Origin of the sequence: Aurantimonas endophytica (assembly GCF_014196845.1) — a bacterium.
GTDB lineage: Bacteria > Pseudomonadota > Alphaproteobacteria > Rhizobiales > Rhizobiaceae > Aurantimonas > Aurantimonas endophytica.
On sequence record NZ_JACIEM010000001.1, the window covers coordinates 198,128 to 211,024 of the forward strand.

A 12,897-nucleotide genomic window follows, 5' to 3' on the forward strand; every position below is an offset into this window, starting at 1 on the left:
GCATCGTCCGCCGGCCGCGTTGCCGACACGATCCACCGTGCCGTCTGGCGCAGCACGCAGGACGAATAGTATCGCCGCCGGGGCGGTGACAGATGTCGTCCGACATGAACTTGTGGGGACAGCGGCTGCCCTGCAACTGACAGCACTCCCGACTTCCGCTTATATCGCCTGAGTTCGTCTCGCGGAGCCGGTCGATGGGGTCGTTGTTTCGTTATTTCATGGCCCGGCCGATCTGGTTTGCCGCCGCCGTCGCCATGGCTCTGGTGCTGTTGCCCGTCGCCGTCTGGCTCGACCTGCGGCACCTCTCCGACACGGCGCTGAACACGCAGGCCACGAGCCTGAACTCGATGATCACCGACATCCGCACCTATTATGCCCGCAACGTCGTCGGGCGCGTCCTCGCCAATCCCGGCGGGCAGACCATCGCGGCGCATAATTACATGGACATACCGGGCGCCATCCCGATCCCCGCGACGCTCTCGCTGGAACTGGGCGACGTCGTCGGGCACCGGGGAGACAACGTGCGCTACCGCTTCGTCTCCGATCTCGTCTTCGCGGCGCGCGAGCCGCACCCGCTGGACGAGTTCGAGCGGCAGGCCCTGCAGACCTTCCGCACCGAGGGAGCCGATCGCCCGCTGATCACCGCCATCGACGGAACGATGCTCGATCGGCGGATCCGCCTGGCCGCCCCCGTCGTCATGGGCGAGGCGTGCGTCGCTTGCCACAACAGCCACCCGGAAAGCCCGAAACGCGACTGGAGCGTCGGCGACGTGCGGGGTATCCAGGAGATCGAGGTGCAGCAGCCGATCGCCGCCAACCTGTTCTCGTTCAAGTATCTCCTGTCCTATTTCGTGGGCGCGGGAATCTTCGGCGTCGGCTTCGCCGCCATGCAGTGGCGCCAGGCGCGGACCTTCGGTCGGATGAACGCGGACCTCGAGGAGGCCAACAGCTTCCTCGCCTCCGTCTCGATGAAGATCTCCAAATATCTGTCGCCACAGGTCTATCGCAGCATCTTCAGCGGCGAGCGCGACGTGGTGATCTCCACCGAGCGCAAGAAGCTGACGATCTTCTTCTCCGACATCAAGGATTTCACCGTCACGTCGGAGCGGCTGCAGCCGGAGGAACTGACGCAGCTGCTCAACGAGTATTTCACCGAGATGTCGAAGATCGCCCACGAATACGGGGCGACGGTCGACAAGTTCATCGGCGACGCGATCCTCGCCTTCTTCGGCGACCCGGAGACGAGGGGCACGCGGGAGGACGCCAGGGCGTGCCTCGCCATGGCCATCGCCATGCAGCGGCGGATGGTGGAGCTCAACGCCGAGTGGCGCCGCCGTGGCATCGAGAAGCCGTTCCAGGCCCGGATGGGCATCAATACCGGCTTCTGCAATGTCGGCAATTTCGGCAGTGTCGACCGCATGGACTACACGATCATCGGCGCGGAGGCGAACCTCGCGGCCCGTCTCGAGCAGATCGCGGAGCCCGGCGGCATCGTCATGAGCTACGAGACCTTCGCGCTCGTCGAGGACGAGGTGCGGGCGAGGGCGCTGGCGCCGATTTCCCTCAAGGGCATCAGCCGGGAGGTGATCCCCTATGTCGTCGAGGGTATCCACGACGAGGCACCCGAGGCGATGCCGAGCGTCATCAACGAATTCACCGACGGCGCGCGGATCTTCCTCGACGTCGAGCGCCTGACCGAGGAGGAGCGCGCGCGGATCGAGGAGGTGTTGACCCGGGCCGTCACAGCACTCAGGCGACACCAGCCGGTCGTGTCCTGAAATAGGCGGCCCCTCGCTGCCGAGTCAGGACAATTCGCGCGCCCGACGAGCGGCAGACCGCCGCTCCCGGCCTTCATACCGGCGCGAACCGCCGCCTTGCGGACGCAAAGCCGTCCTGGCGATCTGCGCGGCGATGTCCGCCGGTATCTGCCGCATGGCTTCGGCCGCGGGCAAGGGACGAGCGAACAGATAGCCCTGGATCTCGTCGCAGCGCCGCCCGGCGAGAATCGCAAGCTGCTCCTCGGTCTCGACACCCTCGGCGACAATGTTGAGATCGAGCGCCCGGCCGAGTTCGATGACGGCATCGGCAATTGCCAGCGAGCTGTCGTCGATCGACAAATTGCGGATGAACGACTGGTCGATCTTGATGGAGTCGAACGGGAATGCCCGCAGATAGCTAAGCGACGAGTAGCCCGTGCCGAAATCGTCGAGGGCGACCTTGATGCCGTGGCGCTTCAGCGCCCTCAGGACGCTGAGCGCACGGTCCCGGTCCTCGATGAGGATGCTCTCCGTCAGCTCCAGCTCCAGCCGTGTCGGCGGGAAGCCGACCTCCTCCAGGATCGCCAGCGTGGTCTCGACGAAGTTGCGGTTGCGGAGCTGATAGGCGCTGACATTGACGCTGATCGCCGCGCCGTCCAGCAAGCTCCAGCGACTGCCGGCAGGCCTCGCGCAGCACCCATTCGCCGATTTCGCCGATCTTGCCGGACTGTTCGGCGATGGGAATGAAGATCGACGGACTGATCAGGCCGCGATCGGGATGCTGCCAGCGCACCAGCGCCTCGTAACTGCCGATCCGTTCCTCGCTGAGCACGATCCGCGGCTGGAAGCAAAGATACAGCTCGTTCCGGGCGACGGCGTCGCCGAGATCGGATTCGAGGATGCGCCGCATGCGCAGCTCGGCATCCATGCCGCTTTCGAAGCCGGCGTAGCTGTTCCGGCCGCTGCGCTTGGCGTGGTAGAGCGCGACGTCGGCGCGCGAGATGACGGTGCCCGCCTCGATGCCGTCGCGCGGGGCGAGGGCAAAGCCGACACTAGCCCCGGGACGGATCCTGACGCCGTTGCCGACGTCGATCGGTGCGCCCAGCTCATGTACGATGCGGAAGGCGAAATCGGCGACCTGATTGGCGAAGGCGACGTCCGGCAGGATGACGCCGAACTCGTCGCCGCCGAGGCGCGCGACGAACCCTGCCTTGCCGAACAGCGTCTGGAGCCTCTGCGCCGAAGCGCGGATGACGGCGTCGCCGGCCGGATGGCCGTAGAGATCGTTGATGTCCTTGAACCGGTCGAGGTCGACCGCGATCAGCGCCGCGACGCGGCCGCCCCTGCGCACCTCGGCCAGCGTCTCCTCGAGAAACTGCTGGTAGAGGAGCCGGTTCGGCAGTCCGGTCAGGGCATCGTGCTGCGCGGTGAAGCGGATGCGTTCCTCCGCCTCCTTGCGCTCGCGCAGATCGACGAAGGCGCTGACCCTTGTCTCCTCGCCGCGGAAGATGATCGTGCGCGAGCGAATCTCCGTTGGGATCTCCAACCCGTCGGCGCGCCGCAGCCGCAGTTCCAGAGGCCTGACCTCCCGCGTCGCGAGGGCCCTGCCGAGCGTCCCCACGTCCGCCTCGGCGACGACGTCTTGCAATGTGCGCTTGATCAGTTCCCGCCCGGAAAGGCCGGTAAGCCGTTCGAAGGCCGCATTGGCATCGATGATCCGCCCGCCGACGGTTACGGCGATCCCCTCGAACACCGCGCCGGCCATGGCCGACAGGCGTTCCGCCTCCTGCTCGGCGCGCAGCACGTCCTCGCTGGCGCGCCGGGCGAGTTCCCCATCCTCGACCTTGTCGAGAAAGGCATTGAACAGGCGCGTGGTCAGCTCGGCGTCGTCGCCGGTCTCGATGGGAATGCGATGGCTGATGTCGGCGTGGCCACCGAGGATCTGGCGCAGCGCCGTTTCCATAGTCCCGAGGCCAAAGCTGGTTGCGTGCTCCGACTGGTTGAGCCCGCGTTCTTCGTCGGCGGCCGAAACCCGGATCGGATAGATCCGGTCGAGCGCGCGGAACAACAGATAGGCGAGGGGGAACGCCCAGACGAAGTTCAGGCCTGCCCCGGCCGCCTGGATGGCCAGCTGTGAGAGGCGCCCGCCCGCTGCGATCTGGTCGAGCGGCGCAAGGAGGGCGAGGCCCAGCGTTCCGAGAACCCCGGCAAAGCCGTGTACGCCGATCGCGCCGACGGCGTCGTCGATCCGGCAACGCCGTTCGATGAACCGGTTGCCCCAGACGGCGATCAGCCCGCCGGCGGCGCCGATGATCATGGCGCCCGTCGCGTTGAGGAGATGGCACCCGGCAGTGATCGCGACTAGGCCGCCGAGCAGTCCGCAGATCGGCTTTTCCGGCAGGACCAGCCCGTCATGCCGAAGCGCGAGGAAATATCCGGCGACCCCGCCGGCGCCTGCGGCCAGCACGGTGTTGGCGACGATATGGGCGATGGCCGGGGTCGGAACGATGGTGGAGCCGCCGTTGAAGCCGATCCAGCCGACGAAGATGACCATCGCGCCCACCGTTGCCAGTACCGCGCTGTGACCGGGGATGCGGCGGACGCCACCGTCCGCCTCGAAGCGACCGATACGCGGGCCGAGAACCAGGCAGGCGGCGAGGGAGACCCAGGCACCGGTGCTGTGGACGACGGTGGAGCCGGCGAAGTCGATGAAGCCCATGTTCGACAGGAACGCCGAGGCGCTCGGCGCCAGCGCGCCGCCCCAGACCCAGTGGGCGAAGACAGGGTAGATCAGCGCCGCCACGACGACCGAGCAGATGACATAGGTGCCGAGCCGCAGCCGCTCCGCGGCGGCCCCAGAGACGATGGTCGCGGCGGTGCCGCAGAACATCACCTGGAAGGCGAAGAAGGCGTATTCGGCCGGCTCAAGGTCCCAGAGGCCGGCGAAGCGTGCGTCGAGGCCGAAGCCGTAGCCGCTGTCGACCCCGAAGGCGATCATGAAGCTTGCATCAGCAGGACGAGACTTGCAGCGACCAGCACCCAGACAAAGGCGTCGGGCCGCTGCGGCGCAGCAGACGCTGCCGTCACGCTGGCCGTCGCCGCCGAGGGCATGGCGAGGCCGAGACAAAGAAATCCTGGAAGTCGCACTGTTCACTATCCTGCTGCGCCGCAAGGCAACAGTTGAAGGTGAACCTATTAAGGATGGCTGAAAGTTCGGCGTGCGTCGAAACTGCCTATAAGAGAGGCGCCTCGATCCAGTGGCGGGCCCGATCAGTCCCTGGCGCGGCCTCGGCGGCCGCCCGTGGCCGCTCGTGGTTCCGCCACCTCGGATGCCGGCTTGTTCACCAGCGGTCCGACGGCGGCGACAATGGTCTCGATTGTCGGACGTCCGCGCCGCTGATGAGTGTCGATCGCATGGCGCATGGCGCCCAGATGATGCGGCGAGGTCCCGCAGCAGCCACCGATGATCCTGGCGCCGAGATCGATGGAGAGGCGAGCATAATCCGCCATCTGTTCGGGGGTGCCCGAATAGACCGTCTTGCCCTCGACGAAGCGCGGGATCCCGCAATTGGCCTTCAGCAGCAGCGCCGCGCCGGCAGGTTCGAACTCCAGACCGGTGGCCAGCATGTCGGAGGCGCCGACCCCGCAATTGGCACCAAGCGCCAGCGGCGCCTCGGAAAGGCCGTCGACCGATTTGTGGAACTCCTTGGGATGGATGCCCATCATCGTTCGCCCGGCGCTGTCGAAGGAGCCGGTGACCGTATAGGGCATGCCGCAGGCGATCGCCGCCTCGGCGGCGGCGCGAACCTCGTCGGCGGCCGACATCGTCTCGATCCAGATGACGTCGACGCCGCCGTCCTTCAGCCCCTCGACCTGCTCGCGGAAGGCGGTGACGGCGTCCTCGTAGGTCAGCGCGCCGAGCGGCACCAGCAACTCGCCTGTCGGCCCGACCGAGCCCGCGACAACGACCGGCCGCCCGGCGCGGTCGGCAACCGAGCGGGCGAGCTCCGCGGCGATCTTGTTGATCTCGTGGACCCGGTCCTCGGCTTGGTGAAGCTTCAGTCGATGCCGGTTGGCCCCGAAGGAGCAGGTCAGGATGATGTCCGCGCCATTGTCGACAAAGGCCTGGTGCAGCGCCTCGATCCGGTCCGGATGGCTCTCCAGCCACATTTCCGGCGCTTCTCCGGACTCGAGCCCAACCTCGAAGAGGTTGGTGCCGGTGGCGCCGTCGGCGAGCAGCACGCCCTTTTCCGCGAGAAGCCGGCTGAGAAGGTCGGTCATGACATGCGGCTCCGGTACGGACGGGCAGGGCTCATCTGGCGAGACGACCCTGCCATGCGCTTTTCCACAGCGAAAGTCTGGCGGCGACATGATCATGTCGCCATCCCGCGTTCCGCTCGCCGCTGCCGAGATGGCCCTGCGCAAGCCCTGGCCAAGCCCGGCGCGGTACGAATTAGCTGGCTGCGCATCCATGGGGACGGTCCGGCGGGGCCAGGGCGCAGGCCAGGATACGGGGGAGACGGCGATGTTTCAGCGCGCACCCAAGCGGCTCGACGAGGAAGGCATGGTCTGTGCGGCGATCGCCGCGCTCTTCGAGGAAGGTTACGATCGCGCGACGATCGAACTCGCTTTGATCCGGCAGGCGCCGGTGGACCTCGACCTCCTGGCGCAATGCTACGAGCGGCTCTTCGCCGGCGAAGCGGCGCCTGAGCCGCAGCACCGGGCCGCCTGACCCTCATCCAAGGCCTGCTGATCCGCTACAGCATGTCGGACTGCAGCCCATCCTTGACCACCGGCGTCACCATCGCCGCCATGAGACCGCGCATCGTCAGCGTGCCGAGCGGCTTGCCCGCCTGGTCCTCGACCCGTGCGTTGACGCCGCCATGCGCGCTCATCCGCCGCGCCGCTTCCTCGAGGACCGTCCCCTTGCGGATCGACAGGCTGCCCTCTTCCAACGGGGCGCCGTCTGCCGGCAGCCTCTCCATGACCGTCTCGACCTGTATCACCCGGCCGCGATTCACTTCGCGAACGAAGGACGAGATGTAGTCGTCGGCGGGGTTCAGGACGATCTCCTGTCCCGTCCCCTGCTGGACGATCTCGCCGTCCCTGAGGATCGCGATCCGGTCGCCCAGCCGCAGCGCCTCGTCGAGATCGTGAGTGATGAAGACGATGGTCTTCTTCAGCTCCTGCTGGAGATCCAGAAGCACCATCTGCATGTCGGTGCGGATCAGCGGATCGAGGGCCGAGAAGGCCTCGTCCATCAGGAGCACGTCGGCATCGGTCGCGAGTGCGCGGGCAAGGCCGACGCGCTGCTGCATGCCGCCGGACAGCTGGGCGGGATAATTGTCCTCGTAGCCTTTCAGCCCGACCCGGTCGATCCACCGGGTGGCACCGTCGCGCTGCTCGGCCGCGGACTTGCCCATCACCTTGAGCCCGTAGGCAACGTTGTCGATCACCGTCTTGTGCGGCAGCAGCCCGAAGCGTTGGAACACCATGGAGATCTGGTGCCGGCGCAACTCCCGCAGCCGGTGGCGCGACATCGCGACGACGTCCTCGCCGCCGATCAGCACCTCGCCGGCGGAAGGCTCGATCAGCCGGTTGATGTGCCGGATCAACGTCGACTTGCCGGAACCGGAAAGCCCCATCACCACCTGGATGGCGCCCGCCGGCATGTCGATGTTGATGTCCTTGAGCCCGAGCACGTGCGAGTGCTCGTTGAGCAGCTCGGCCTTGGTCATGCCGTCCCGGACCTTGGCCACCAGCGCTTTGTCATCGGGGCCGAAGATCTTGTAGAGATTGCGGATCTGGATGGCGACATCAGCCATGGGCGGCCTCCCGGTGGCGCTGGAGGCGCTTGCCGTAGGCCTGGCTGGCCCGGTCGAAGATGATGGCGATGGCGACGATGGCGAGACCGTTCAGCACGCCCTGGGTGAAGTACTGGTTGGTGATCGCCTGCAGCACCGGCTGGCCGAGCCCCCGCACCCCGATCAGCGAGGCGACGACGACCATCGCCAGGGCCATCATGATGGTCTGGTTGATGCCGGCCATGATGGTCGGCAGCGCCAGCGGCAACTGTACCTGCATCAGCCGCTGCCAGGTGGAGGAGCCGAAGGCGTTGGCGGCCTCGAGCACTTCCTTGTCGACCAGCCGGATCCCGAGATTGGTCAGCCGGATGATCGGCGGCATCGCGTAGATCACCACCACGATCAGCCCCGGGATCAGCCCGATTCCGAGCAGCATGACGATCGGGATCAGATAGACGAAGGACGGCATCGTCTGCATCACGTCGAGGATCGGATTGATCACCGCCTGCACGCGGTTCGAGCGCGACATCAGGATGCCGATCGGCAGGCCTACGACGATCGACATCAAGGTGCACACGATGATGATCGACAGCGTCCGCATCGTGTCTTCCCACATGCCGAAAACGCCGATCAGGGTGAGCGCGATGGCGGTGCCGATGGTGATCTTCGGGGAGCGGCTGGCGAGCCAGACGACCAGCACGATGACGCCGAGCACGATGAACCACGGCGTGCCCAGCAGGAGCCGCTCGAACCAGAGCAGGAAATCGAGCAGCGGGCGGAACATCGCCTCGATCGTATCGCCATAGGCCCGCGAGAACGCGCGGTAATGCTGGTCGATTGTGCGGGACATCAGTCGCAGGTCACGGCCCGCGATCTGGGGAAATTCGGTCAGCCAGTCCAAGCGACAGGGCTCCTTCTCGTCGTCCAGCGGGATTCTTACAGGAGGAAGGAAGCATCAGGGAACCGCAGGCAGATACCGACGCTGCGCCCTGCGCGATCTCCTCATATGCGAACGGCCGCGGCGACGCCGCGGCCGTGATGAAATTGATGCCACGACCCTGCATGCCCATGCGACCTGCGGTCGCTATGAGCCAGGTCGGCTGGGGATGGCGGGATCAGAGAGCCTGCTTGATCTTGTCTGCCGTCTCGGGCGACACCCAGTTCGACCAGACCGCCTCGTTGTTCTCGAGGAAATACAGGGCGGTGTCCTCGCCGGTGGCCTGGTTGTCTTCCTTCCAGGCCAGCAGATTGTTGACCGTCTCGTTGCTCCAGGAGCGGCCCTTTAGATAGGCGACGATACCCGGCGACAGCTCGGCGACCCGCGGCGTCACCACGGTGAAGACCTCGGACTTGGTCCAGGCATTGATCTTCGGATCAGGGCAATCGGCAACGGTCGTGCAGCGCTGCCACTCTTCCGGATCGTGCTCGGCATCGAAGGCGAGCTTCACCATCGGATACTTTCCGAGGATGGCAGTCGGTGCCCAGTAATAGCCGAGCCATGGCTCCTCGTTCTCGTAGGCGCGGGCAATCGAGCCATCGAGGCCTGCGGCCGAGCCGGTGTCGACGAGGACGAAGCCCTTATCCGTCGCGTCATAGGCCTTGAACAGGTTGGCGGTGGTGATCTGGCAGCCCCAGCCCGCCGGGCAACCGTGGACGGCGCCCTTGCTCGGGTCCTCGCGGGAAGGGAACAGGTCCGGGTGGGCGAGCGCGTCGCCGACCGTCTTGATCTCCGGATGTGCCTCGGCGAAATAGTCCGGCACCCACCAGCCTTCCTCACCGCCGTCGGCCAGCACTTCCGCCCCGAATTCGATCGTGCCTTCCTCTGCAGCCGCGTCGATCTGCTCGCGGAACTGGTTGACCCACATTTCGGGCGCTACGTCGGGTTCCTGCTTCTCCGTCATCGATGCGAAGGTCGGCATCGTGTCGCCGGGCATCAGGCGGGCCGTGCAATCGAAGCCCTCGGCGATGATGAACCGGTCGATTTCGGCCATGACCTCGGCGGAGGCCCAATTCATGTTGGAGATGGTAATCTCGCAGTTGTCCTGAGCAGATGCCGTCGGCGCAAAGCTGAAAACAGCTGCCGCCAGCAAGGTGGCCGTAACAAGTGATTTCATCAGATTTCCCTGATTTCGAGTTTCTAGGGACATCGGCGACAGGAGTTGCCACCGCGCATCGGCCGAAACGCCGAGGCGAGCCGAAGCCTTCGCAACTGTCCTAGGGAAGACAGCACGTTTTCTCGGAACTCAAGGCAGAAGCTAGACCCTGCTGGCCACGATTCCAACATATTTCTGGCGGGCGACGACCGGTGGCACCGGGAAAGGGCTGATACAGAGGTGTCAGCGACCTTCCGAGCGGAGGGTCGCACTTCGGGGGTGGCATCTTACGGATGGCGTAGGGAAGTGGGCCGGGCAGAGGCTTTCGATCCTACACGTCGCTCGCTTGCCGCGGATTTCCCACGTCAAAGGGACCGGTCGCCGACTTTCCTGACGCGCTCGCCAAGCTAACGGCTCGGTAACTGGTTGCGGCTAAGAATCAGGACGCGGCAGGAAGGCAGGACCGGATCAGGTTGTGCGTACCGGGACCCCCTCCTGCCGTTCCCATCCCTGACAGTCGACGCTTCAACGGCGCCCAGGCCGCAGGCCCGGGTGCGTCGATAATCCACCGCCCCAACGTCAGGCCGCTACCGGCAATAACTCGGCAACCTGCTCGGGGCGGAAGGGCTTGGACACTTTCGGCACCGCGTTGAAGGTTGCCGGAAGATTGTCGAGGCTGCTGGAGACGAAGCAGAACGGCACGCGATCACGTAGAAGGCGCTGCGCGATCGGTAAGGAGGTCTCGCCTGCGGAGCCCAGCGCAATGTCCAGCAGGGCGAAATCGATGCCGCCGGCAAGCGAGGACAGCGCCGCATCGAGGGAATCGACAACCAGCACTTCGGCCGCCCCGACCTGGCTCAGCACGATGTCTTCAAGATCGATGGCGATGATCGGCTCGTCTTCAACAATGAGGATTTTCATGGTCAGACCCTTCGATTTCCCGTGTTAAATGCGCACGGTGCGGAAGCGGTTGCGGGAACATGAAAAATTTCAGAACTTTTTGCGAAGCAACTTTCGATTAACTATGACCACTTCAGAAGGTTGAAAAGAACAACCATGTTGGCGGTCGGAACGTTGCGCCGAGACTTTTGCGATGTCTCGCACCTCCATCAGCAGGGTCGTGGTGGAGTTCCGGTGGGCACTCGCGGGCCCGCAGGTCGGCAGATGGGATGAGCTCCGCTATCCCGCCGCCTTGGCGCTGGACAGGGGACGGATGCTCTCGGCCTCGCCGATCCGGAAGCGCGTGAGAACTTCCGAGGCGACGCGTTCCGCCGGCATCGGCTTGCCGAAGAGATAACCCTGCAACTGGTCGCAGCCGAGGCGCTTCATCAGCTCGACCTGGGCGTCGGTCTCGATGCCCTCGGTCGTCACCTTCATCTGCATTGTATGGGCCATCGCGACGATCGTCTCGAGAATCTGCGGGACGTTGGGCTCGCCGTTGGTGAGCGCGACCATGAAGGACTGGTCGATCTTCAACTTGTCGAAGGGGAACCGCCACAGATAGCTCAGCGACGAGTAGCCCGTGCCGAAATCGTCCATGTCGATGGATATGCCGAGGTCTTTCAGCTGGCCCAGCTGCTCCAGCACGTCCTCCGAACGCTCCAGCAGCAGCGATTCCACGACTTCGATCTCGAGCCGGCGCCCGGGGATGCCGGCTTCTCGCAACGTCGACTGGACGATGTCGACGAGGTCGCCGTCGCGAAACTGCACCGCGCTGAGGTTGACGGACACGAACAGCGGCTCGGGCCAGAGGGCGATCTGCCGCGCTGCCTCGCGTATCACCCAACTGCCGATGGCCTTGATATAGCCGCGCGTCTCGGCGATCGGCACGAAGAGGGTGGGCGAGATGTAGCCGCCCTGGGTATCGCCGAGGCGCAGCAATGCTTCGAAGCCCAGCAGCCGCGATCCGTCGCCATTGACGATCGGCTGGTAGAAAAGCTCGAAACGGTCCTTCTCGACGGCTTCGCGCACCAGCGCCTCGATCTGGCGACGGCGGGCCATCTCGTCGTCCATCGACGGATCGAAGAAGACCAGGCTCCGGCCCTTGTCGGCCTTGTGATGAAGATGCGCGATCTCGGCGTGCTTGACGATTTCGGAATGGATCCGGCCGTCCTGCGGGGCGAGGGCGCAGCCGATCGAGATGCTCGGCCGTACGGTCTGCCCGCCCAATTGTACGGGCTCGCAGACGGAATCGCTGATGCGCCGGGCAAAACTGGCGATCGCGGCGACGTCGCTGGAGCGCCGGTGCAGCACGGCGAAGTCGTCGGCGCCGATGCGGGCGACGAGGTCGCCTTCGTCCACGGCAGCGGCGAGCCGGGTGGCGACGGTGCGGAGCAGCTCGTCGCCGCATCCGTGGCCGAGACTGTTGTTGATCTCCGAAAGCTCGTCGAGGTCGATGTAAAGATACGCGACCCGTTCGCGCGTGGCGCGGGCCGTTGCCATCACCCGGTCGGTCTCTTCCTGCATGCGCCGGCGGTTGAGGAGATGGGTGAGGCCATCATGGTTAGCGAGGAACTGGATCCGCTCGTCGGCCTCGGAGATCTTCCGCTTGCGGCGCAGATAGAGCAGGAACGGGACGCCGGTCGCCAGACAGAGGACAAAGGCCACGAGCGCCGATGTGCGGCCCAGCGTGCCGGCATAGGCGGCGCGGCTCTCGTCCATGTTGGCGACGACCGACAAGTAGCCGATCGTGACACCGTCGCGGATCAGTGGCGCGACAACGGACGAGTTGGTGCGACCCTCATCGTGCACGACCTGCCACTCGCCCTGTCGCTCCAGCAACGATGGCGACAGGCGATCGCCGGAACTGATGCCTCCGGGGCGATCGCGCAGGAGCCACTCGTAACGGTCGGATCGGGACCGGAATACTTCCTCGCCCTGCTGGCTGAAGACCGCAAAGCTCTCGATGTCCGCCAGATTCGCAACCGTGCGGATCGTCGTCTCTGCGTTCGGATCGCGCGCGATGCCGGTAAGGAAAGCGTCGACCTGTCCCTGCGGGCCAAGCAGAAGGCGCACGAAATTGGCGCCGCGCGCACGCATCTCCGCCTCGACCAGCTCCCCGACCGACGCGCTGCCGAGCCACAGGATGCTCATGATCACGAAACCGGTAACTGCCACGCCGCCGCAGACTGTTGCCCAGTATCGCCTGATGGTGTTGAGCAGCATTGCACTCGTCGCACTGTTCCGTGCCACGATGCTAGATCCAGAAGGTAAATATTCTTTCGGCTCGGCGACTTGCGAGAA

Annotated in this window: 8 protein-coding genes and 1 pseudogene; 2 read left to right on the forward strand and 7 right to left on the reverse strand. The window is 65.4% G+C overall.

What is annotated here, in order from left to right:
* The first annotated feature begins 194 nt into the window (after positions 1–194).
* A complete protein-coding gene (locus tag GGR03_RS00985) occupies positions 195–1,778 on the forward strand; it encodes an adenylate/guanylate cyclase domain-containing protein (RefSeq protein ID WP_183205504.1) in 1,584 nt (527 codons plus the stop codon).
* A 24-nt stretch (positions 1,779–1,802) separates the two neighbouring features.
* Here the strand turns inward: GGR03_RS00985 and GGR03_RS00995 are convergent.
* Both GGR03_RS00995 and bmt read right to left on the reverse strand, forming a co-directional pair.
* Positions 1,803–4,755, reverse strand: a pseudogene (locus GGR03_RS00995) (EAL domain-containing protein).
* 272 nt (positions 4,756–5,027) lie between these two features.
* Positions 5,028–6,038, reverse strand: coding sequence for a betaine--homocysteine S-methyltransferase (gene bmt / locus GGR03_RS01000; protein ID WP_183205515.1), 1,011 nt, complete (start codon positions 6,036–6,038; stop codon positions 5,028–5,030).
* 244 nt (positions 6,039–6,282) lie between these two features.
* Here bmt and GGR03_RS01005 point away from each other — a divergent pair, with 244 nt between their 5' ends.
* The gene (locus GGR03_RS01005; RefSeq protein ID WP_183205517.1) at positions 6,283–6,489 is read left to right on the forward strand and encodes a hypothetical protein; all 207 of its coding nucleotides are present in this window, start codon (positions 6,283–6,285) and stop codon (positions 6,487–6,489) included.
* A gap of 25 nt (positions 6,490–6,514) precedes the next feature.
* On the opposite strand, the gene GGR03_RS01010 is transcribed toward GGR03_RS01005, so the two are convergent.
* The 5 genes from GGR03_RS01010 to GGR03_RS01030 all read right to left on the reverse strand — a co-directional run bounded on the left by GGR03_RS01010 (position 6,515) and on the right by GGR03_RS01030 (position 12,846).
* The gene (locus tag GGR03_RS01010) at positions 6,515–7,582 is read right to left on the reverse strand and encodes a quaternary amine ABC transporter ATP-binding protein (protein WP_183205519.1); all 1,068 of its coding nucleotides are present in this window, start codon (positions 7,580–7,582) and stop codon (positions 6,515–6,517) included.
* Positions 7,575–8,462 (reverse strand): ABC transporter permease, encoded by an 888-nt coding sequence (locus GGR03_RS01015; protein WP_183205522.1) that lies wholly within the window; start codon positions 8,460–8,462, stop codon positions 7,575–7,577. The genes GGR03_RS01010 and GGR03_RS01015 overlap by 8 nt, the downstream gene beginning before the upstream one ends.
* 214 nt (positions 8,463–8,676) lie before the next feature.
* Positions 8,677–9,675 carry an ABC transporter substrate-binding protein gene (locus tag GGR03_RS01020; protein ID WP_183205524.1) on the reverse strand — a complete coding sequence of 333 codons (999 nt, stop codon included), beginning with the start codon at positions 9,673–9,675 and terminating at the stop codon, positions 8,677–8,679.
* 558 nt (positions 9,676–10,233) lie between these two features.
* Positions 10,234–10,575: a response regulator gene (locus GGR03_RS01025; RefSeq protein ID WP_183205526.1), complete on the reverse strand. Its 342-nt coding sequence runs from the start codon at positions 10,573–10,575 to the stop codon at positions 10,234–10,236.
* Between the two features lie 258 nt (positions 10,576–10,833).
* The gene (locus GGR03_RS01030; RefSeq protein ID WP_252920130.1) at positions 10,834–12,846 is read right to left on the reverse strand and encodes an EAL domain-containing protein; all 2,013 of its coding nucleotides are present in this window, start codon (positions 12,844–12,846) and stop codon (positions 10,834–10,836) included.
* Positions 12,847–12,897 lie beyond the last annotated feature (51 nt).